This window comes from Priestia sp. P5 (assembly GCF_029522155.1).
In the GTDB taxonomy this organism is placed as follows: Bacteria; Bacillota; Bacilli; order Bacillales; family Bacillaceae_H; genus Priestia; species Priestia megaterium_E.
Genome location: NZ_JAKWFJ010000001.1, coordinates 208,712 through 230,053, shown reverse-complemented (window position 1 = coordinate 230,053; position 21,342 = coordinate 208,712). Strand labels below are relative to the sequence as shown.

At 38.9% G+C, this 21,342-nt stretch carries 18 protein-coding genes and 1 other annotated feature (1 of these 19 running past the window's edge); of the genes, 2 read left to right on the top strand and 16 right to left on the bottom strand.

The window, feature by feature from the left end:
• Positions 1 to 80: a binding site (T-box leader), on the bottom strand; it reaches 165 nt to the left of the window's first position.
• Positions 81 to 310: 230 nt separating this feature from the next.
• Positions 311 to 508: a hypothetical protein gene (locus tag MMB69_RS01125; protein ID WP_013059354.1), complete on the top strand. Its 198-nt coding sequence runs from the start codon at positions 311 to 313 to the stop codon at positions 506 to 508.
• Between the two features lie 11 nt (positions 509 to 519).
• Here the strand turns inward: MMB69_RS01125 and ysxE are convergent, their stop codons facing one another.
• From ysxE to hemA, 8 genes are all read right to left on the bottom strand, one after another.
• Complete coding sequence (gene ysxE, locus MMB69_RS01120) at positions 520 to 1,569, bottom strand: spore coat protein YsxE (protein WP_013085128.1); 1,050 nt, start codon at positions 1,567 to 1,569, stop codon at positions 520 to 522.
• A 77-nt stretch (positions 1,570 to 1,646) separates the two neighbouring features.
• Positions 1,647 to 2,795, bottom strand: coding sequence for a stage VI sporulation protein D (gene spoVID / locus MMB69_RS01115; protein WP_221784637.1), 1,149 nt, complete (start codon positions 2,793 to 2,795; stop codon positions 1,647 to 1,649).
• A gap of 147 nt (positions 2,796 to 2,942) precedes the next feature.
• Positions 2,943 to 4,232 carry a glutamate-1-semialdehyde 2,1-aminomutase gene (gene hemL, locus MMB69_RS01110; protein WP_013059357.1) on the bottom strand — a complete coding sequence of 430 codons (1,290 nt, stop codon included), beginning with the start codon at positions 4,230 to 4,232 and terminating at the stop codon, positions 2,943 to 2,945.
• Between the two features lie 16 nt (positions 4,233 to 4,248).
• Complete coding sequence (gene hemB, locus MMB69_RS01105; protein ID WP_014458109.1) at positions 4,249 to 5,229, bottom strand: porphobilinogen synthase; 981 nt, start codon at positions 5,227 to 5,229, stop codon at positions 4,249 to 4,251.
• 17 nt (positions 5,230 to 5,246) lie between these two features.
• Positions 5,247 to 6,020, bottom strand: a complete 774-nt coding sequence (locus MMB69_RS01100; protein ID WP_277447033.1) for a uroporphyrinogen-III synthase — start codon at positions 6,018 to 6,020, stop codon at positions 5,247 to 5,249.
• Positions 6,020 to 6,952, bottom strand: a complete 933-nt coding sequence (hemC, locus tag MMB69_RS01095; RefSeq protein ID WP_269871095.1) for a hydroxymethylbilane synthase — start codon at positions 6,950 to 6,952, stop codon at positions 6,020 to 6,022. Before hemC ends, MMB69_RS01100 begins: the two co-directional genes overlap by 1 nt.
• 13 nt (positions 6,953 to 6,965) lie before the next feature.
• Positions 6,966 to 7,799: a cytochrome C assembly family protein gene (locus MMB69_RS01090; protein ID WP_025750612.1), complete on the bottom strand. Its 834-nt coding sequence runs from the start codon at positions 7,797 to 7,799 to the stop codon at positions 6,966 to 6,968.
• Positions 7,800 to 7,813: 14 nt separating this feature from the next.
• The gene (gene hemA, locus MMB69_RS01085) at positions 7,814 to 9,154 is read right to left on the bottom strand and encodes a glutamyl-tRNA reductase (RefSeq protein ID WP_057245030.1); all 1,341 of its coding nucleotides are present in this window, start codon (positions 9,152 to 9,154) and stop codon (positions 7,814 to 7,816) included.
• Positions 9,155 to 9,483: 329 nt separating this feature from the next.
• Here hemA and MMB69_RS01080 point away from each other — a divergent pair, with 329 nt between their 5' ends.
• A complete protein-coding gene (locus MMB69_RS01080; protein ID WP_013059363.1) occupies positions 9,484 to 9,969 on the top strand; it encodes a LiaF transmembrane domain-containing protein in 486 nt (161 codons plus the stop codon).
• Between the two features lie 93 nt (positions 9,970 to 10,062).
• On the opposite strand, the gene yihA is transcribed toward MMB69_RS01080, so the two are convergent.
• The 8 genes from yihA to leuC all read right to left on the bottom strand — a co-directional run bounded on the left by yihA (position 10,063) and on the right by leuC (position 21,332).
• Complete coding sequence (gene yihA, locus MMB69_RS01075; RefSeq protein ID WP_013059364.1) at positions 10,063 to 10,650, bottom strand: ribosome biogenesis GTP-binding protein YihA/YsxC; 588 nt, start codon at positions 10,648 to 10,650, stop codon at positions 10,063 to 10,065.
• Complete coding sequence (lon, locus tag MMB69_RS01070; RefSeq protein WP_277447031.1) at positions 10,647 to 12,971, bottom strand: endopeptidase La; 2,325 nt, start codon at positions 12,969 to 12,971, stop codon at positions 10,647 to 10,649. Before lon ends, yihA begins: the two co-directional genes overlap by 4 nt.
• Before the next feature lie 259 nt (positions 12,972 to 13,230).
• Entirely contained in the window at positions 13,231 to 14,898 is a 1,668-nt protein-coding gene (lonB, locus tag MMB69_RS01065; protein ID WP_153254651.1) for an ATP-dependent protease LonB, read from the bottom strand.
• A gap of 152 nt (positions 14,899 to 15,050) precedes the next feature.
• Entirely contained in the window at positions 15,051 to 16,316 is a 1,266-nt protein-coding gene (gene clpX / locus MMB69_RS01060) for an ATP-dependent protease ATP-binding subunit ClpX (protein ID WP_013059367.1), read from the bottom strand.
• Between the two features lie 384 nt (positions 16,317 to 16,700).
• The gene (gene tig / locus MMB69_RS01055; protein WP_016765666.1) at positions 16,701 to 17,987 is read right to left on the bottom strand and encodes a trigger factor; all 1,287 of its coding nucleotides are present in this window, start codon (positions 17,985 to 17,987) and stop codon (positions 16,701 to 16,703) included.
• Positions 17,988 to 18,208: 221 nt separating this feature from the next.
• The gene (locus MMB69_RS01050) at positions 18,209 to 19,210 is read right to left on the bottom strand and encodes a tetratricopeptide repeat protein (RefSeq protein WP_264408599.1); all 1,002 of its coding nucleotides are present in this window, start codon (positions 19,208 to 19,210) and stop codon (positions 18,209 to 18,211) included.
• A gap of 101 nt (positions 19,211 to 19,311) precedes the next feature.
• Positions 19,312 to 19,902, bottom strand: coding sequence for a 3-isopropylmalate dehydratase small subunit (gene leuD / locus MMB69_RS01045; protein ID WP_013059370.1), 591 nt, complete (start codon positions 19,900 to 19,902; stop codon positions 19,312 to 19,314).
• Between the two features lie 14 nt (positions 19,903 to 19,916).
• Entirely contained in the window at positions 19,917 to 21,332 is a 1,416-nt protein-coding gene (gene leuC, locus MMB69_RS01040) for a 3-isopropylmalate dehydratase large subunit (RefSeq protein ID WP_277447030.1), read from the bottom strand.
• Positions 21,333 to 21,342 lie beyond the last annotated feature (10 nt).

Below are 21,342 nucleotides of genomic sequence, written 5' to 3'. Positions count from 1 at the left end.
ATTCTTAAGAAATCTCACAGCAACTGATTTCTCTCTCTGAAAGACGAACATCCCGTACTCTTCCTATTCACTGTATTTATGTATGAATTTCTCTTAATTATACTATATGAAAAAATGTTGAATCGTCAATAATCTTCTCCATTTTTTTATGATTATATTCATAATTTTTTTGTTCTGCTCTTTATTTTTTCATTCGCTCGCTAATTTTGGAAATAAAATGAAGAACCCACTCAAAAAAATGGCACCATTTCTTTCTTTTTTCATATACTGACTTTAACCTGGGCACGTGGATTGAAAGGGGCATGTACAAATGAAGAAACGAATAAATGTAAATTCGTATCAGCTGCAGCGGTGGCTCAAAACAGCAGGAGCGGCTTGTGGACAGTTTATTGTTCCTTTAACAATTTTTCAAGGTATACGTACACTATTTTTCCCTACAACCTTTGATGTACTGTTGCTGGCATTGCTTGCCATACTAGCAGTTGCTTTATATTCGGACTGGATTTAAAAACCCAAGCGCTATTCGTTCGCTTGGGCTTGTGCAGCTGCTTCCGCTGCCATTTTTTTTTGCTGATCTACTTCAAATATTTTAATATTGAGCTGTTCAATGTTTTTCGTCAGCCAGTATGCTCGAATAAATGACTGCATATGTTCAAGCTCTGTTTTACTTTCTTTATGCTGCCTATATTGAACAATACACTGATACAAAGGTTCTGGAAACGCCAAATAACTGTGTAAAAGCAGCCGTTCCTCTTCTCTGAGAGCAAAATGTTTTTCATACGTACTAAACCACTCATAGCTATCATAGGTCGTTACTGGGTATGTGCGAAGAGTACGGAAATAAAATGAGACCAAATCATAAATCGGTGAAGCATCTTTTGCATGTTCAAAATTAATAAAAAAACCATTCCCCCGTTCGTCATAGATAAAATGTTTAGCCGATAGCTTTCCATGAGACGTAACCAGCCGGATCTTTTCCTTTTCTTCCATTTCATCATTCCACTGATCGAGCTTTCCAAAACCAAACTCAAGCGCTCTTGTCATTTCATAATAAAATGTACAGTAATGCAATTCAAACGGGGACATATAAACTTTCTTCTCGCATTCTACTACATACTGCTTCAGCTCTTCCTGACGTTTTTCCCACGTTTCTTTCATCGATGTATAATGATTTTCTATATCTTCTTTTTTCACTTCTACTTCCTGCGCCGAAGCGCCGTGAAGCTTAGCAAGCTCTTGAAATAATTTATGATATCGAATATCACGCTCTTCGGTCGGATTATTCGGGAGCCACGGCATTAAGTAATACGAGCCGCTTTCATCTGAAACAATGGGCTGAGAACGCTTCGTTTGATAAATAGGGACAAATCCCATCCATCCTTTTTGATACACATTCTGCAGCTTTTGAATGAAGTTTTGATTTCGTTCTTGATGATTCGCCATTTCTTTAAGCGCAAACACGCCGGTTTTCGTATAGACTTTTTTTACTTTTCCGTAGTCTTCGATAAAGTCAACATCTAAGTCATATTCTTTTAACAATACTTTGTAGTCTGCTACTGTCCGCTGCATCTATATTCTCCTTCCTCGTAAAAAATAAAGAAAACAGTTAAGACATTATATGCGTCAAAACTGTTTTCTTTCCGACTTTAACGAACGGGAATATTTAAGATGCTTCCTTCTTCCAGCTCATATTCATCTTCTAAATTATTTACTCGTAAAATGTTTTGTACATTCGTATTATAGCGGTTTGCTATTGTATCAAGCGAATCTCCGTCTTGAACAATACAAAGCTTCCACGTTGAAAAAGCTTCTTCTTCCCGGGAAAAGAGCTTTGTTAAATAAAGGGCGTTTTCATTTCGGCCGCTTTCATTTTCTTCTTTCCGAAATTCAACAATAATCTTTTCCTCTTCTTGTTCAGCTTCTTCTTGCTCAGCCTCTTGTTGAACGTCAGCATACGTATTCAATTCACTAGCTTGCGATTCTTCGAAGCTTTCTTGCTCTTGACGAAGCTGAAACAGTTCAATCACATTGTCTTCTCTTTCTTCCTCGATTTGGGCCTCTTTTTTCACTTCGACTTCAAATGGTTCATATGCTTCCTCTTCATATTCCACGACCGGCTCAGCACGAGATTCTTTTTTAAATACAGATGAAAAATAACTAGGGGGCTCTTCTGAATGCTCTTCTTCAATAGCCTCTGCTTCTAAAAGTGCGGGAGCTTCACGATAGCTTACGTCAAACTCTTGTTCCTCTTGTTCTTCTTCTTCTTGAGCAACGTTTTCAGTATATACCTCTTCATCATCGTCCACTTCTTCATAGGAGACGATGTGCTGTTCCTCCGAAAACTCTTCCTCTTCTTCTCGTTCTTCATGCTGTTCTCCGTACAATCCTGTGATGGACAAGTCAGCCATTAGCTGCAGCTGATTTGTACCTGGCAATTCATAATCAAATAAATCAATAGATACATATACGTCTTCAATACTTTGAATACGATTTTTAGGAATGGTAATATCAACAGGAAATTGATGTGATAATTCAGCCGTTCCGTCTTCACGGACAGAGATAGATTGCACTTGATTCTCATCTGTATATTCGCGTAACGAGTGCTCTCCCTCGTACGTTTCGTATTCACCTGTTAATTGTAATGCTCCTCGAATAGACACGTATTGGTCATATTCTTGAATAGATACTTGAGGCTCTAAGGAGATAGACAAAAGTTGTGAGACTTCCTGTCCTTTTTGAAACCATACTGATTCTTCTACGGAAAAACGCAGACATGATAAATTATCCTGCGACAAATTGTTCTCCCCCTTCCAACACCCGCCAGGTAATAGCGCGGTCATTAAAGATGTATGAACAAATAAATTAAAATATGTCTTTAAAACTAAAAAAGCTTACGGAATACTCCGTAAGCTTTGATATAAAAGTCAATCTTATTTATCTGTTTATCCACGTAACTTCGAAAAAGCTTTTTCAGCTGCTGCAATTGTATGTTCAATGTCTGCATCTGTATGAGAAGTTGATAAAAACATTCCTTCGAATTGAGAAGGAGGTAAAAACACGCCTTCATTAGCCATTTCACGATAGTAAGCTGCAAAATAATCTAAATTCGATGTTTTCGCTGTTTCGTAATTTATTACCTGCTCGTTTGTAAAGAAGAAACCGATCATTGAACCAGCTCGGTTTACCGTAAACGGCACATCATATTTTTCAGCTGCTGCCATCAATCCTTCTTCTAAGCGATCTGCTTTACGAATGAACTCATCGTAGGATTGAGGTGTCAGCTGCGTTAACGTCTCGTATCCAGCTGTCATCGCAAGCGGATTACCTGATAATGTACCTGCTTGATAAATCGGGCCGCTTGGTGCAACTCGCTCCATAATTTCAGCTTTACCACCGTAAGCACCTACTGGTAAACCACCACCGATTACTTTTCCTAAGCAAGTTAAGTCAGGCGTAATGTTATAGTAGCCCTGTGCACAGTTGTATGCTACGCGGAACCCTGTCATCACTTCATCAAAGATGAGCAGTGAGCCATATTCTGATGTGATATCACGAAGCCCTTGTAAGAAACCTGGCTGAGGCGGTACCACACCCATATTTCCTGCTACCGGTTCAACGATTACTCCAGCAATGTCATCTCCGAATTCTTTAAAAGCATATTGTACGCTTTCTAGATCATTGTACGGCACTGTAATCGTGTTTTTAGCGATTCCTTCAGGCACTCCCGGGCTATCTGGTAGGCCTAACGTTGCAACGCCTGAGCCAGCTTTAATGAGAAGAGAGTCACCGTGTCCATGGTAACAGCCTTCAAATTTTAAAATTTTGTTGCGGCCCGTATAGCCACGAGCTAAACGCAGTGCGCTCATCGTTGCTTCCGTACCTGAACTCACCATACGGACGATTTCGATTGAAGGAACGCGCTCAATCACAACCTTAGCAAGCTCATTTTCAATTAATGTTGGTGCACCAAAGCTTGTACCAGATTCCGTTACTTTTTTTACTGCTTCAACTACTTGATCGTTGGAATGTCCGTGAATTAAAGGTCCCCATGATAAGACGTAGTCAATATATTTGTTGCCGTCAATATCGTAAATCGTAGCGCCTTTTCCTCGTTCCATAAAAATAGGATCCATATCTACTGATTTAAATGCACGAACAGGACTGTTTACTCCACCCGGCATTAATTGCTGCGCTTCTAAAAAAGCGGCTTTTGACTTTTCATAACTTCTCATGTGTAAGCCTCCTTAATTACTTGTCAGATAACCAGCGTGCTGCGTCTTTAGCATGATACGTTACAATTAAATCCGCTCCTGCACGCTTCATGCTAATTAATTTTTCAAGAACAATCTCTTTTTCATTTACCCAGCCATTTTGAGCTGCCGCTTTAATCATTGAATATTCACCGCTCACATTATAAGCCACTACCGGTAAATTAAACGTATTTTTCACATCGCGCATAATATCTAAATAAGATAGAGCTGGTTTTACAATTAAGAAATCTGCTCCTTCTTCGACATCAGATTCCGCTTCTCGAAGTGCTTCTAAGCGATTGGCTGGGTCCATTTGATACGTTTTACGGTCTCCAAATTGAGGAGAAGAATGCGCTGCATCGCGGAATGGTCCGTAAAAAGCAGATGCATATTTAACAGCATAAGACATCACAGGCACATCTTCAAATCCAGCTTCGTCTAGACCGTGGCGAATAGCTGCCACAAAACCGTCCATCATGTTTGAAGGCGCAATAATATCCGCTCCTGCTTTAGCTTGACTAACCGCTGTACGCGCTAATAAGTCAAGGCTAGGATCGTTTAAGATTTTTCCGTCTTCAATTACACCACAGTGGCCATGATCTGTGTATTGACACAAGCATGTATCTGCGATAACAACAAAGTCTGGAAAATTTTCTTTAATTTGACGAATACCTTTTTGAACAATTCCGTGGTCATGGTATGCCTGTGAGCCGACCGCATCTTTTTCAGCTGGAACACCAAATACCATAGCTGACTTGATTCCTAAATCGACTAACTCTTGGATTTCATCATTCAAGTAGTCTAAAGAAATTTGATCCACACCTGGCATTGATTTTACAGCATTTCTTTTTTGTTCACCTTCTACAATAAAAATAGGATATATAAAGTCTTCAGGATGTAAATGTGTTTCACGTACAAGCGCACGCATATTTACAGAATTACGAAGACGACGATGACGTGTAAATTGTAAATCTTTCATGTTAAAATCCTCCTTTATTATTCAAAACAACTAACCAACATATCTATCATACCATTTATTGTGTATGTGTTAGGAACAAGATGCTTAATTCCATATTCGCTCGCTGTCTGACTCGTAATAGGACCGATGCAAACAACTTTGGTTCTATTCATAAGCTCAAGCCAATTCGGAATATCTTTAACTGACTCGACAAAAAATCTAACTGTAGAAGAACTTGTAAAAGTAATAGCATCAATTCCTGTTTCTACATGTTGCTTAACCAAGCGTTCAGAGTCTTGATTTCGAATGGTCTGATATACAACTAAATCCGTTACCTCACACTCTTTTAACCCATCTTTTAAAACAGAGCGGGCTAATTGTCCTCGTACAAGGAGAACTCGCTCGTGATGTGACACATTTGCTTTTAACGACTCAAGAAGTGATTCCGCAACGTATTCTTTTGGAACAAGTTGCACATTAACATCATGTTTTTCTAGCAATTTTGCGGTTTTTTCTCCAACCGCAGCCACTTTTAATCTTTTTAAAGCACTCCAACTGATATTTAACTCTTTTAGCCATTCAAAGAAAAAAGAAATGCCGTTTTGACTTGTAAAAACAATCCAATCAAAACAGTCAATCGACAGCAGGACATCTTCCACTTCTTTTTCATTGTTAGAACGTGCGAACGTGAGGACTGGTAAGCTCAAAGGTATGCCTCCAAGCTTTTTAATCTGTGCTGCAAATGAATGAGCCTGCTTCGCTTCTCTTGTAATCAAAACTTTTTTTAAAAAAAGAGGAGCCTCATGACTCATTATTTGTCCAGCTCCTCTTTTACACGGTCAATTAAAAGCTTAGCTCCTTGAGATGTTAAGCGCTCAGCAGCTTCTGAACCGATAGCAACGGGGTCTTTTCCCGTAATTTGCTCTTTGTAAATCGTTTTGCCATCAGGAGACGCGACTAGCGACGTTAGCTCAATGTTTCCGCCGTCCAATATACGCCCATAACCCGCAATTGGCACTTGGCATCCGCCTTCCATCTCTTTTAAAAATACGCGTTCAGCTCTAACAGCACGAGCCGTTTCATCATGATTTAGAGTTTGAAGAAGCGATAATAATTCATGGTCATTTTCTCGACATTCGATAGCTAAAGCTCCTTGTCCTACGGCGGGAACGCTTATTTCCGGCTCTAGGTACTGAGTGACCGTATCTTTCGACCAGCCCATACGAGATAACCCTGCAGCGGCCAAGATAATCGCATCGTAATCCTCATTTTTTAATTTCTCTAGGCGTGTGTCGATATTTCCTCGAATCCATTTAATTTCGATATCTGAACGCATAGATAGAAGCTGTGCCCCTCGACGCAAGCTGCTTGTCCCAATCACAGCACCGCTTGGTAGCTCCTCAAATCGCTCACCATTTTTTGAGATAAGCGCATCACGATGATCTTCTCGTAAAGGAATACATCCAATCGTTAATCCTTCTGGCAAAACAGCCGGCATATCTTTCATACTATGAACGGCCATATCAATTTCTTTATCTAACATGGCTTGTTCAATTTCTTTTACAAAAAGACCTTTACCGCCTACTTTGGACAGCGTTACATTTAAAATTTGATCCCCTTTTGTCACCATTTCTTTAATTTCAAATTCAAAAGGAAGACCTTGTTTTTTTAACTGTTCAATGACCCACTTGGTCTGTGTTAACGCAAGTTTGCTTCGACGAGAGCCGACAATAATTTTTCGCATGTTGTCCTCCTAATTACGAACCCCAAAAGTGAAAATTCGATAAACTGCCAAATAAAAAGAAATTAATAAGTAAGACTAAGAACAATCCAATATTCCACATCGCGATTGCCTTTCCTTGAATACCTCTACGCAGTCTAGCATACAAGTAAGCGCTGTATGCAACAAACATTAAAAATGAACCTAACACTTTTGTATCGTACCAATGAAAATCTACGTATTTAATATAAGCCCATATGATTCCTAAGATTAACGAAAGCAATAACAGCGGTACACCAATTAAAATCAATACATAGGACATGTAATCTAGCTTTGTTAAATCTTCAATTCTTAGCAAGCGCTTGCCCCATTTCTTCTTTTTCAATAAATTATACTGAACAAGATACAGAGCGGAAAAAACAAAAGAGACTGAAAAAGCGCCGTAAGATAAAATAGCCATGGTAATATGGATGATTAATAATTCTGACACAAGGCGCTCCGACTGGACAGCAGTGTATGTTTCAAGTGGAGCAAACGTATGAATAGCCATAATTAAGAAACCAATCACATTTGTAAAAAATACCATAAAATCAACGCGGAACAGACGATTAATCACAAGTGAAAGAGTAATTAACACCCACGCGTAAAAATACAGCCCTTCAGAAACGGTAAGAATAGGAAACCTTCCCGTCTCAAACATTCGTAAAATTAAAAAGGCTGTTTGCAAAACCCACACAATAGAAAGTAACCAGAAGGCTATCGAGTTTGCCTTCCGGTTATTTTGTACAAAATCAATAAAATATAATAAAACGCTCGCGGCGTATAAAATCACAATCAATTCATAGATTCTGGTTAATTCCATATCAACCATTATTCAATCCTCACTTAAGACTGATAAGCTACTGAATGAGACGTAATCGATGTACGAAGCTGCTCTTCTTTTTCTTTTTGCAAAGCAACTTCCTGTTCAATATTAAAAATCTTCATGAACAGCTCTAAAGACTCTTCAGCATGTTTCTCTCCAGCCAATTCTTTCGCGTGTAAAATTGGATCGCGAAGAAGTTGATTAATTATACTTTTTGTATGTTTATTTAAAACTTTGCGCTCACGATCAGATAAATCTGGGAGCTTACGATCAATGCTTTTCATCGTTTCAGCTTGAATGGTAAGTGCTTTTTGACGAAGTGCAGAAATAACAGGCACAACGCCTAATGTACCAAGCCAAGACTTGAAAGCAACAATTTCAGCTTCAAGCATAATTTCAATTTCATCCGCAGCTTTTTGACGCTCTTGCAAATTGGATTCTACAATCCCGTTTAAATCGTCGATATCGTATAAAAAGACCGTCTCTAGCTCATCTAGTTCCGGATCTAAGTCACGCGGAACGGCGATGTCTACCATAAACAATGGACGACCTTTACGCGTACGCTCAGCTTCACTCATCATTTGTTTCGTTACTACATAGTCATTAGCTCCTGTTGAACTAATTAAGATATCTGCTTCGCTTAAAGCATGTTGAAGATCAGCAAATGGTTTGGCTTCTCCAGAAAAACGGTTTGCTAGCTCTTGTGCCTTTTCAAATGTCCGATTCACTACCGTTACTTTTTTAGCTCCGCTGCCATATAAATTTTGTACGGCAAGCTGACCCATTTTTCCCGCACCAAGAATCAACACATGTTTGGATGATAAGTCTCCAAAAATCTTTTTAGCAAGCTCTACGGCTGCATAGCTGACAGAAACTGCATTTGCACCAATTTCTGTTTCATGATGAGCTTTTTTGGCTAATGTCACAGCTTGTTTAAACAGCTGATTAAAAACCGTTCCAATTGTTTCTTCTTCTTGAGCAAGCAAAAAGCTTGAACGCACTTGTCCAAGAATTTGTGTTTCACCAATCACCATTGAATCTAATCCACATGCTACTCGGTATAAATGTTCGATGGCTCCATCATTTTCATAGATGGTTAAATAAGGTGAAAACTCTTCTTTATCTATTCCGAACCATTCAGCTAAAAATGCTTTTACATAATAACGGCCCGTGTGTAATTGATCAACAACAGCATAAATTTCCGTACGATTGCATGTTGAAACAATGATGTTTTCCAAAATACTTTTTTGGCCGCTTAACGTTTTCATGGCAGATGCTAGTTCTTGCTCATTGAAACTAAGCTTTTCTCTTATTTCAACAGGGGCTGTTCGAAAGTTTAAGCCGACTGCTATAATATGCATTTGTACATACCCCCTATAATTGAAATGTGCTTATTTATCCGAATTTGATGGGCAGTAACCCCTAAATTTCCAAAGAGCTACAGTGAGATAACTGCCCGTGAAATCCGGCGTTCTTCATTCTACTATTCGTAAAAAACGGCGAACATCACACAGATGTAAGCTTCGCCTTATCTCTAACTATTATAACATGTTCTATAAGTCATTCGAAAAAAAAATGTGAACAGTCTTTGAAAACATGTGTTAAGATATTAACTGTTATTCCGTAATAAATTGTATCAAAAAAGCAGCGTTTTATCACGTTTTCTGTTTTGAAACACCTGGAGGTTACTATGAAAAAGCAATCAATGTTTTTTGGTGTCTTACTAGTTGGATTTGGAATCTTTTTCTTACTGAATGAACTACATATGAGCATTGCAGCAAAGGTATACACGTGGCCTGTACTGTTAATTTTAATAGGAGCAGCCCTATTAACTGAGTCTGCTTTATCTCAAGATCATTCAAACTTGCTTGCAAGCTACATATTAATCACTTTAGGTATTCATTTCTATGTAAGTGAACAAATTCCCTTTTGGCCTACGAATATTAGCATGGTCGTTTTTATGGTGGCCATTAGCTTTTTACTTAGTGCTAGAAAAGCCAAATCAGGCTTTTTCCAAGGCGGCACCCTTTTAATTATTGCCATTTTAATGATGTTTTCAGACCGTCTTAAACTATTTTTGCCAAAAGTTGAAGACGGCGTAAATTATTTAACAACCTTCTGGCCTATTTTATTGTTACTAGTTGGGCTATATTTATTATTTTTCAAACGAAAGTAATCTATGTAAACAAGTTAAAAAAATGGAACGTTTGACTCACTTCCTGTTAGAGTGATGATAAACGTTCCATTTTTTTAGCTTCTATTCCTTTGTTTAGTGAGTCATGCGGTACTGCAAAGATTTCCACGCTTTATCTTTTCCTTCACCTGTTTCAGATGAGAAATGAATTAATTCATCATTTGGATCCAAGTCCAGCGTTTCTCTCACTACTTTTAAGTGCTTTTGCCATTTTCCTTTAGGAATTTTATCAGCCTTCGTCGCAATAACCATAACGGGAAGGTCATGGTGCTTCAAAAACTCATACATCATAACGTCATCCTTTGAAGGTGCATGGCGTAGATCAACAATCATTAACACAGCTTTAAGCTGCTCACGATTTGTTAAATACGTTTCAATCATTTTCCCCCATGCTTCACGCTCTTTTTTAGACACTTTTGCAAATCCGTAGCCAGGTACGTCTACAAAGTGAAGGATTTCATTAATTAAAAAGAAGTTAAGCGTTTGAGTTTTTCCAGGCTTAGACGACGTACGCGCTAAGCTTTTGCGATTGAGCATCTTATTAATAAAAGATGATTTTCCTACATTTGAACGGCCTGCTAACGCAAACTCTGGCAGGTTTTCTTTAGGATATTGTTCAGGGCGTACAGCACTGATGACAATATCGGCTTGAGTTACTTTCATTTTACCTCTCCTACTAGCGCATGTTCCAATACTTGGTCCACATGTGACACAAGAACGATGTCTAATTCCTCTTGTACACTGTCAGGGATATCTTCAATATCACGTTCATTATCATGAGGGATTAATATTTTAGTTAATCCGGCACGATGTGCACTAAGTGACTTTTCTTTTAAACCGCCGATTGGTAATACGCGACCTCTTAGTGTAATTTCTCCTGTCATTCCTACTTCTCTACGCACTGGTTTACCCGTTAGTGCTGATACTAGAGCAGTGGCAATGGTAATTCCTGCAGAAGGTCCATCCTTTGGTACAGCTCCTTCTGGAACATGGATATGAATATCATGTTTTTCATAAAACTTTTCATCAATTCCTAGTTTCTCTGCATTTGAACGCACGTAGCTAAATGCTGCCTGAGCTGATTCTTTCATCACATCTCCAAGCTTTCCGGTTAGCACTAGTCTTCCTTTACCAGGGGACAAGCTTACTTCAATGGCTAGCGTGTCTCCTCCTACAGTTGTGTAAGCAAGACCTGTAGCAACGCCAACTTGATCTTCCGTCTCAGCCTGTCCGTAACGGAACCTAGGCTTACCAAGGAATTCTTCAAGCGTTTTGGCCGTCACCACCACGCGTTTTTTCTCGCCAGAGACTACGATACGAGCTGCTTTTCGACAAATGGAAGCAATTTCGCGTTCAAGGTTACGAACACCAGCTTCTCTCGTATATAAACGGATGATTGCTGTTAACGCGTCATCGCGAATCTGCAAATTGCCCTTTTGCAGTCCATGATTTTCTAGCTGACGCAGCAATAGGTGACGCTTCGCGATTTCAAGCTTTTCCAGCTCCGTGTAACCAGCAATTTGAATAATTTCCATTCGATCGCGCAGCGGCCCCGGAATTGTAGCTAAGTTATTAGCTGTAGCCACGAACATCACTTTTGATAAATCATACGTTTCTTCTATATAGTGATCGCTGAAATTATGGTTTTGTTCAGGATCCAATACTTCTAACAAAGCAGAAGACGGGTCTCCACGGAAATCATTTGACATTTTATCGATTTCATCAAGCAGAAATACCGGATTAATCGTTCCTGCTTTTTTCATTCCTTGAATAATGCGTCCAGGCATAGCTCCCACGTACGTGCGACGATGACCGCGGATTTCTGACTCATCTCTCACGCCGCCTAGAGACACTCGTACAAAATGACGATCTAGAGACGTAGCAATTGAACGGGCTAGGGATGTTTTCCCTACGCCAGGAGGCCCTGCTAAACATAAAATAGGACCTTTAAGAGATTTTGTCAACTGCTGCACGGCTAGATATTCTAATACGCGTTCCTTCACTTTTTCAAGGCCATAGTGCTCATCGTTCAGTACTTGTTCAGCATTATGAATATTGAGCGTATCTTCCGTTTCATTTGTCCAAGGTAGCGCAATCAACCACTCGATATAATTTCGAATGACTGAGCTTTCAGCGGAGGTAGCAGGAATTTTTTCATAGCGATCCAATTCTTTAAACGCCACTTGTTTGACATGGTCCGTCATCCCACTTGCTTCAATTTTTTCGCGAAGTGTTGCTACTTCTCCCGTCTTTCCTTCTTTGTCTCCAAGCTCTTTTTGAATCGCCTTCATTTGCTCACGAAGATAATACTCTTTCTGAGTGCGTTCCATTGATTTCTTTACACGCTGTCCAATTTTTTTCTCCAGCTGCAAAACTTCTTGCTCGTCTTGAATATGCGAAATGATCGTATTTAATCTTTCTTTCACATCAGTTATTTCTAAAATTTCTTGTTTAAGCTGAATTTTTATTGGTAAATGAGAAGCTACAATATCCGCTAATCTTCCTGGTTCTTCAATGTCACTTACGGTTGAAAGAGTTTCAACGGACACCTTTTTGGAAAGTTTTATGTATTGTTCGAAATAATCTAAAAGCGTGCGCATCAGCGCTTTATCTTCTACATCAACCTGATGTTCTTCGTTTTGCTTTTCCACGTGCACAACAAAATATTCTTCGCTGTCTTCAAATTCTGTAACGGTTACGCGATTTAGTCCTTCTACTAAGACGCGCATCGTTCCATTCGGCAGCTTTAGCATTTGTTTAATTTTTGCTAACGTACCAGTTCTATATAAATCCTCTTTTGTTGGTTCATCGATACCCATATCTCTTTGTGATACTAAACAAACTAAGTGATCATCCATCATTGCTTTTTCTAATGCTTGCACAGATTTATCTCGCCCAACATCTAAATGAAGCACCATTGTCGGATAGACGATCAAACCTCGTAAAGGCAATAGCGGCATTGTCAATTTTTCTTTTTCTGCCATGCAATGAACACCTCCAATGCTCGTCAATTAAAGTATGTAAAGTGTGAATTCTTTTAACAATTTTATCTCATTTGTATACACATGTCTAACAATAGTAATTACTAATTGTACCATGAGAAAGAATTAAAAGGCAAAATATATCTTTTTAAGCTCTTTTCATAAAAAAACGCCTTTTTCGTTGGCTGTGTATAAAGGTTTTATACGCGAAAAAGGCGATGAATATTCATCCGACCATTAATTTTTAATTATCATGATAGAATTAGCTAGATTCTCTAGTTGAAATAGCTGGATCTACCGACAAATGTGCAACATGCTCATGTACAGACAATAGTGCTTGTTCGAACACCTCTGTTAAATGATGGACAGGAATAATATCGATACCTTTTACCTTTTCTACCATTGCATTCATATTTTCTTTTGGCACAATCACCGTCTGAACGCCTGCTTGTTTAGCTGCCTTGATTTTTGGAATTACGCCGCCAATTGGCTTTACGTTGCCGTGCAGACCAATTTCTCCTGTCATTGCTACCGTATGTTTGATTGGAACTTCATAAATCGCTGAGTAGATACCTGTTGCCATAGCAATACCCGCAGAAGGTCCATCAATCGGAACGCCTCCCGGAAAGTTTACATGAATATCATACTCATCGGCAGGAACATCCATTGAGCGAAGAACAGTTATGACATTTTCAATTGAGCTTTTAGCCATACTTTTACGGCGAATAGACTTCCCTTGAGTCCCTATACTTTCCTCTTCAACGATACCCGTAATAATAATGTTCCCTTTCTCTTTTGCAGGAATCGCTTTGACTTCAATTTCTAAAAGTGCTCCAGAGTTGGGCCCGTACACCGCTAATCCATTAATGAGCCCTACTTTTTCCTCATCTGCAATTTTCGGATCATGTCTTGGAGATAGTTGACTAGAATGAACAATCCACTCAATATCTTCATTTTTAATGTCCGTTCGTTCCTCTGATATCGCTAATCCAGCCGCAATTTGCATCATATTAACCGTTTCACGTCCATTGCGTGCATATGTAGAAAACAGAGATAAACCCTCTTCTGATATATCCATTCTTACTTTATTTGCTGCTTTTTTTGCAACTGTAATAATTTCGTCGCGATCAAGTTCACGGAAAAATACCTCTACGCATCTGGAACGAATGGCAGGCGGAATTTCATTAGGTGTTCTAGTCGTCGCACCAATCAAACGAAAGTCTGCTGGCAAACCATTTTGAAAAATATCGTGAATATGTGTCGGGATTTGTGTGTTTTCTTCGCTGTAATAGGCGCTTTCCATAAATACTTTTCGATCTTCTAGAACCTTTAACAGCTTATTCATCTGAATAGGATGGAGTTCTCCAATTTCATCAATAAATAAAATTCCCCCGTGTGCATCTGTAACTGCTCCTTGTTTTGGCTGCGGAATTCCAGCCTGGCCCATAGCTCCTGCTCCTTGGTAAATGGGATCATGAACTGACCCAATTAAAGGATCAGCAATGCCTCGCTCATCAAAACGCGCCGTAGTTGCATCTAACTCTACAAATACAGCTGCTTGTTTAAAAGGTGATTTTTTATTTTTTTTCGCTTCTTCTAACACTAAACGTGCTGCTGCTGTTTTTCCTACTCCAGGCGGCCCGTATACAATCACGTGCTGTGGATTAGGACCGCAAAGGGCAGCCTTTAGTGACCGAATTCCATCCTCTTGTCCGACAATATCGGAGAAGCTAGACGGCCTCACACGTTCGGCAAGCGGCTCGGTTAAAGAGATGGCTCTCATTTTCTGCAATTGCTCCATTTCTTTTTTTGAATCCCGGTCAATTGAGACTTTTTGCGTACGCTGATTGCGTAATAAATTCCAAAAATATAAGCCAATGATGATACCAAAAAAGAGTTGGACCATTAAGGCAATATTCGTCCAGTTCATAGATAAACCTCCTGCGCAGTTTAGTAAGATAATTATCAGTTATTATCTCCCTGCAACAGTAGGAATAAACAAGATTCTAGTAAAAAGTAAAATTTAGTTGTCCTTCATCAACAGAAAAAAGCCGGGTACTCAATTTGAGTACCCGGCTTTTTTTATGCTGATGTTTTGCTGCCTTCTTGAATAGTAGATCCGTCTTCTAATACGAACTTAGGAGCCGCTTGATCACGAACAGTTTCACCTGTGATAATACATTTTGTAATATCATCACGTGAAGGAAGATCAAACATTACATCTAACATAATACCTTCAATGATTGAACGTAGACCACGAGCACCTGTTTTACGCTCGATCGCTTTTTTGGAAATTTCTACTAAAGCTTCGTCTTCGAACTCAAGTTCAACGTCATCAAGTTCAAGCATTTTTTGATATTGTTTCACTAGTGCATTTTTCGGTTTTGTTAAAATCTCAACTAGCGCTTCTTCATCAAGAGGCACTAAGCTAGCAGTAACCGGTAAACGACCAATAAACTCTGGAATTAAACCAAATTTTAATAAATCTTCCGGTAATACTTTTGCTAGTAACTCTTTTTCTGTAAAATCTTGTTGTTTTGTTTCTGAACCGAAACCAATTACTTTTTTACCTAGACGGCGCTTAATAATAGGTTCGATTCCGTCAAATGCACCACCGCAAATAAATAAGATATTTGTTGTATCAATTTGAATAAATTCTTGATGAGGATGTTTGCGTCCACCTTGAGGAGGAACACTTGCTACAGTACCTTCTAAGATTTTAAGAAGAGCCTGCTGCACACCTTCACCTGATACATCACGTGTAATAGATGGGTTTTCAGACTTACGCGCTACTTTATCAATTTCATCGATGTAGATGATACCTTTTTCAGCTTTCTCCACATCGTAATCAGCTGATTGAATTAATTTTAATAAGATGTTTTCAACATCTTCTCCTACATAACCCGCTTCTGTTAGAGATGTTGCATCTGCAATCGCAAACGGTACGTTTAAAATACGAGCCAATGTTTGAGCTAGTAAAGTTTTACCGCTTCCTGTAGGTCCAATTAATGCAATATTACTTTTTGATAACTCAACGTCATCAATTTTACTGTTTGAATTGATTCGTTTGTAATGGTTGTATACCGCAACGGATAACGATTTTTTCGCATCCTCTTGACCAATTACATACTCATCTAAAATGTCACGAATTTCTTTTGGTTTTGGTACATCTTTAAATTCTACTTCTTCTTCTGTACCTAACTCTTCTTCTACGATTTCCGTGCAAAGTTCAATACATTCATCGCATATGTAAACACCTGGACCCGCAACTAACTTGCGTACTTGTTCTTGTGTTTTACCACAAAATGAGCATTTTAACTGCCCTTTTTCATCGTTAAATTTAAACATAATTTTCACCCCTTGTAGTATTTACTAAAGTGCTCGAAGCTGATTTCTATCCGCGCTATAGCCCAACAACATGAACAACTCATCTATTTGTAGGTAAATGCCCCTCTTTATTACATAGTAAAAGCGCTATGAAAAGATTTGTATTGCATTTTACCATACATTTTCTTGAATAGATACTAAAACGTTTTATGTATATGTTGTTGATGAGCATAACAGAATGGAGATCTGCTATTATATAGTGTCCTCTTATTGGGCCTATTTCATAACCACGGATTTCAAACAATGGGTTAAAGCTGCTTCTACGGTGTTGGTTATGATATAAAAAAACTATTGAAGTTTATAAAACAAGGCACGATCAAGTCGCGCCTTGTTTCTTACTTACTATTATGCAACAGCTTTGCTGTTTTCTACAAGAAATTCAACTGCTTTACGTACTTTCATGTCTTCTTTAATGCTATCAAGACTGCCAAGCACTTTCTTAATTTCTTCGACAGGCATGTTGTACATTCCTGCCATGTTTTCTAATTCTTTTTCTACTTCTTCTTCGCTTACTTCAAGATTTTCAGCTTTTGAAATAGCTTCTAGCGTTAAGTTGATTTTCACACGCTTTTCAGCATCCGGACGCATTTGGTCGCGAAGAGCTTTTTCATCTTGACCTGAGAATTGGAAGTAAAGTTCAAGGTTAAGACCTTGCATTTGTAAACGTTGTTCAAACTCTTGCATCATACGATCCATTTCAGTATTGAACATTGCTTCTGGAATTTCTACTTCAGCGTTTTCAGCAGCTTTTTCTACTAAAGTGTCGCGAAGAGCTGATTCCGCTTGATTCTCTTTATCGCTTTGTAATTTTTCTTTTGTTTTTGCTTTTAACGCTTCTAAAGTTTCTACTTCTTCATCTACGTCTTTTGCAAACTCATCGTCTAAAGCTGGAAGCTCTTTAGATTTGATTTCGTGTAATTTCACTTTGAATTTAGCAGCTTTACCAGCTAGCTCTTCAGCGTGATACTCTTCAGGGAATGTTACTTCCACTTCTTTTTCAGCGCCTACTTCAAGACCAACTAGTTGCTCTTCAAAGCCAGGGATGAATGTGTTAGAACCGATTTCTAAAGAATAGTTTTCGCCTTTTCCGCCTTCGAATGCTTCGCCATCAACGAAACCTTCAAAGTCGATTACAGCTGTATCACCTTCAGCTACAGTTCCTTCTTCTTTAACAACTAGTTCAGCGTGACGCTCTTGAAGTGTTTTTAATTCAGCTTCAACGTCTTCATCTGTTACAGTTGTATCTACTTTTTCTACTTCTAAGTTTTTGTATTCGCCTAATTTAACTTCAGGCTTAACAGTTACTTTAGCAGTGAAAACTAGAGGTTGTCCTTTTTCGATTGTTTCAACATCGATTTCTGGACGATCAACCGGCTCGATACCAGCTTCAACAATTGCATTGCTGTAAGCTTCAGGTAATAAGATGTCTAGTGCATCTTGGTATAAAGATTCTACGCCAAAACGTTTTTCGAAAAGTGGACGAGGCATTTTACCTTTACGGAACCCTGGTACGTTTACTTGTTTTACAACTTTTGTGAATGCTTTATCTAAGGCTTTATCAAACTCAGCAGCTTCAACTTCTACTGTTAAAACGCCTTGATTTCCTTCTTGTTTTTCCCATTTTGCAGACATGAATGTTTCCCTCCAAAATCATTTTAAGTAGTGATTTCTAAACTAGATAATGCAGATAGCCTATCAGTTCAACCCTCAATCATTATCTATTTAACTCCCTATTACTTTAAAGTAAGTAGGAATGTAATGTAAAGATGAAATTCTACTATACGTATTTAAGTGCATTTTACAACCATTATATTATAACATACAACAATGACGTTTCAACTAAACACCACATTTTATATAAAAGAAATTTCTTCAATTTCTTTTAGCTCTTTAATTGCCTTTCTTAATTCAGCTGCGGAGAAACTCCCGTCTTCCTCTGCTACAGCTGCATCTGACTCTTCTCCTTGCATCATCAGACTAACAGCATACACCGCTGCTGTCCAAAGTTTTACATTATCACCCGGTAAAAACGGAAATGTAATAAATAAATGACGCTGCCATATTTCAACGGCAACCTGCAGCAATGTAGGATTTTCATGCTCCAGCTTTTCCGTCAGCTGCCCTTCTACTTGCTCGGCAAACAAATACGGTGTTGTTCGTTGAAGCTGAAGCGCATTTACTTTTTTCGTTTCTCCAAACTTAGTAATCATAAAATCAATATCTACTTCTTCTTCCATGACTGTTTTTAAAGCGACTGTTTTTACGATAGGGTGAATAGCTTCAGATGAAAATAGCTGTTCCAGAAAGAAGCGCTGCTTTTCAATTCTCTTTGTTTTTAATGAATGAACCCATTCAAGCTGATCCTGAATATTGTCTAGAGCTGTGAATGATTTAAACTGCTCTAGCTGTTCTTCTTCTGTTTGTTCTTCTATGACTTGTTCTTGATTCATTCTATTTTTGCAGAACTCCAATAGCTGATAAAGCTGTTCAGCATGTTCAGATGGGAGTTTGTGTTCTTGAATAACTGCTTGTAGAGTGACATATCCTTCATGATAGTGACCAAGCTGAATTAACACCATGAGGTACATTTGCAAATTATGATAATAATCGCCAATATCTTCTTTCAGCATTTGCTCACACAATTCCTTGGCTATGCCTGCATCACCGAGCTCCACGTGACAAATAACAAGGCCAAGCAAAATTTCATGATGCTTATTATCAAGTTCGTAGGCCTGCTCAAATAAAGGAAGTGCTTCTTGAAATTGCTTGTGCTGCATATGATCTGTAGCTTTTTCAACCAACCGTTCTTTTAATAGAGGAAAAGCTACAATTTTGTTTTGTTGTTCATTCGACATGTTTTCTCCCCACTTCGCGGTCCATTTGCTTTACAGTTTAGCAATTCGATTAACGGAACGCAAAAAAATCGAGCAAAATCATAATTTTGCTCGATTTTTGGTTAATATCTTACCGTTTTTGCTTCATAAGCAGAAATGTCGTCTTCAAAAGAAAGCGTATAGCCAATTTCATCATATCCGTTAACAAGCATATATTTCCAATGGCCATTGATATCAAACGTACGTTCAAAGCCTGCTTCATCGGTAATTTTTTGCTGATGAAGATCGATTGTACAGGCGTAAGAAGCACTTTGAGACTCTTTCATTAAATAGGAAACATCTTCTTTTGGTAAAACAATAGGTAAAATACCATTTTTCAGACAGTTTTGTTTGAAAATATCCGCAAATGAAGGTGCGATAATGGCCCGAAACCCATAGTCTAAAAGCGCCCATGGCGCGTGTTCACGTGACGAACCACATCCGAAGTTCTCGTCAGCTACAAGAATTGTTGCTCCTTGATTTTGAGGCTGATTTAATTCAAACGTTTCATTTAACGTTTCATCTTCATTATATCGCCAATCAAAAAATAGAAATTGGCCAAACCCAGTACGCTCAATTCTTTTCAAAAATTGCTTTGGGATAATTTGATCAGTATCTACGTTTGCTCGGTCGAGACCTGCTACTTTCCCTGTGTGGATTGTAAAAGCATTCATCTGTGTTCTCCTCCTTATCGCACCGCTTGTTCTTGTAGTTTGCGTACATCAACAAAATGTCCATATACCGCTGCCGCTGCTGCCATTACCGGGCTTACTAAATGCGTTCTAGCGCCTTTTCCTTGACGTCCTTCAAAATTGCGGTTAGAAGTGGACGCACAGTGTTCGCCTTGTGGAACTAAGTCAGAGTTCATGCCTAGACACATGCTGCAGCCTGAGTCTCTCCAATCAAAACCTGCTTCAATGAAAATAGCAGATAACCCTTCTTCTTCAGCCACTCGCTTTACTTTTTGAGAACCTGGTACAATGATCGCTCGCACATCTGGTGACACTTTCTTTCCTTTAATAAAGGCTGCCACGTCACGAAGATCAGACAAACGAGCATTTGTACATGAACCGATAAATACATGCTGAACTGGAATCTCTTCTATTGCCATGCCAGGCTGTAAGCCCATATACTCAAGTGCTCGTGACAAAGACTTTCTCTCAGCTTCTGTTTTACACTCTTCTAATGTAGGAACTTGCTTGCTAACATAAGAACTCATCGCCGGATTTGTTCCCCATGTTACAACAGGTTCAATTGTATCTGCATCAATTTCCAGCGTTTCATCGTACGCTGCACCTTCATCTGTTGCTAAAGCTGACCAAGCTTCCACTGCTTTTTCAAACTGTTCTCCTTTAGGAGCATACTGACGTCCTTTAATATAAGAGAAAGTGACATCGTCTGGACTGATTAAACCAGCTTTTGCACCGGCTTCAATAGACATATTACAAATGGTCATCCGCTCTTCCATTGAAAGATCGCGAATACATTCGCCCGTAAATTCCACGATTGAACCCGTTCCAAAATTCACGCCGAACTTTTGAATAATCGCTAACACAATGTCCTTAGCATAAACGCCAGGCTGCTTTTTGCCATTCACTTTTACTTGAAGCGTTTTTGGTTTCGCTTGCCATAGCGTCTGTGTTGCTAAAACATGCTCTACCTCACTAGTTCCTATCCCAAAAGCAAGCGCTCCAAACGCACCGTGAGTAGATGTATGGCTATCTCCGCACACAATGGTTTTTCCAGGCTGAGTTAATCCTAACTCCGGTCCAATGATATGCACAATCCCTTGCTCTTCACTTGTTAAATCTAAAAGCTTCACACCAAACTCTTGACAGTTTTCGGATAGTTTGTCTACTTGTTTCTTGGCAATCGGATCTTTAATATTAAAACGGTCAACCGTTGGAATGTTGTGATCCATTGTAGCAAACGTTAAGTCTGGACGCTTCACTTGGCGATTTGCCACGCGAAGACCTTCAAATGCCTGAGGGGACGTTACTTCATGAATAAGATGAAGATCGATATATAATAAGTCCGGCTTCCCCTCTTCTCGACGTACAACATGTTGTTCCCAAAGCTTATCAATAATTGTTTTTGGTTTCATACTGCTCCTC

Coding starts and splice junctions, on each gene's coding strand:
- MMB69_RS01125 (WP_013059354.1), top strand. CDS start 311: ATGAAGAAACGAATAAATGTAAATTCGTATCAGCTGCAGCGGTGGCTC.
- ysxE (WP_013085128.1), bottom strand. CDS start 1,569: ATGCAGCGGACAGTAGCAGACTACAAAGTATTGTTAAAAGAATATGAC.
- hemL (WP_013059357.1), bottom strand. CDS start 4,232: ATGAGAAGTTATGAAAAGTCAAAAGCCGCTTTTTTAGAAGCGCAGCAA.
- hemB (WP_014458109.1), bottom strand. CDS start 5,229: ATGAAAGATTTACAATTTACACGTCATCGTCGTCTTCGTAATTCTGTA.
- MMB69_RS01100 (WP_277447033.1), bottom strand. CDS start 6,020: ATGAGTCATGAGGCTCCTCTTTTTTTAAAAAAAGTTTTGATTACAAGA.
- hemC (WP_269871095.1), bottom strand. CDS start 6,952: ATGCGAAAAATTATTGTCGGCTCTCGTCGAAGCAAACTTGCGTTAACA.
- MMB69_RS01090 (WP_025750612.1), bottom strand. CDS start 7,799: ATGGTTGATATGGAATTAACCAGAATCTATGAATTGATTGTGATTTTA.
- hemA (WP_057245030.1), bottom strand. CDS start 9,154: ATGCATATTATAGCAGTCGGCTTAAACTTTCGAACAGCCCCTGTTGAA.
- MMB69_RS01080 (WP_013059363.1), top strand. CDS start 9,484: ATGAAAAAGCAATCAATGTTTTTTGGTGTCTTACTAGTTGGATTTGGA.
- yihA (WP_013059364.1), bottom strand. CDS start 10,650: ATGAAAGTAACTCAAGCCGATATTGTCATCAGTGCTGTACGCCCTGAA.
- lon (WP_277447031.1), bottom strand. CDS start 12,971: ATGGCAGAAAAAGAAAAATTGACAATGCCGCTATTGCCTTTACGAGGT.
- lonB (WP_153254651.1), bottom strand. CDS start 14,898: ATGAACTGGACGAATATTGCCTTAATGGTCCAACTCTTTTTTGGTATC.
- clpX (WP_013059367.1), bottom strand. CDS start 16,316: ATGTTTAAATTTAACGATGAAAAAGGGCAGTTAAAATGCTCATTTTGT.
- tig (WP_016765666.1), bottom strand. CDS start 17,987: ATGTCTGCAAAATGGGAAAAACAAGAAGGAAATCAAGGCGTTTTAACA.
- MMB69_RS01050 (WP_264408599.1), bottom strand. CDS start 19,210: ATGTCGAATGAACAACAAAACAAAATTGTAGCTTTTCCTCTATTAAAA.
- leuD (WP_013059370.1), bottom strand. CDS start 19,902: ATGAATGCTTTTACAATCCACACAGGGAAAGTAGCAGGTCTCGACCGA.
- leuC (WP_277447030.1), bottom strand. CDS start 21,332: ATGAAACCAAAAACAATTATTGATAAGCTTTGGGAACAACATGTTGTA.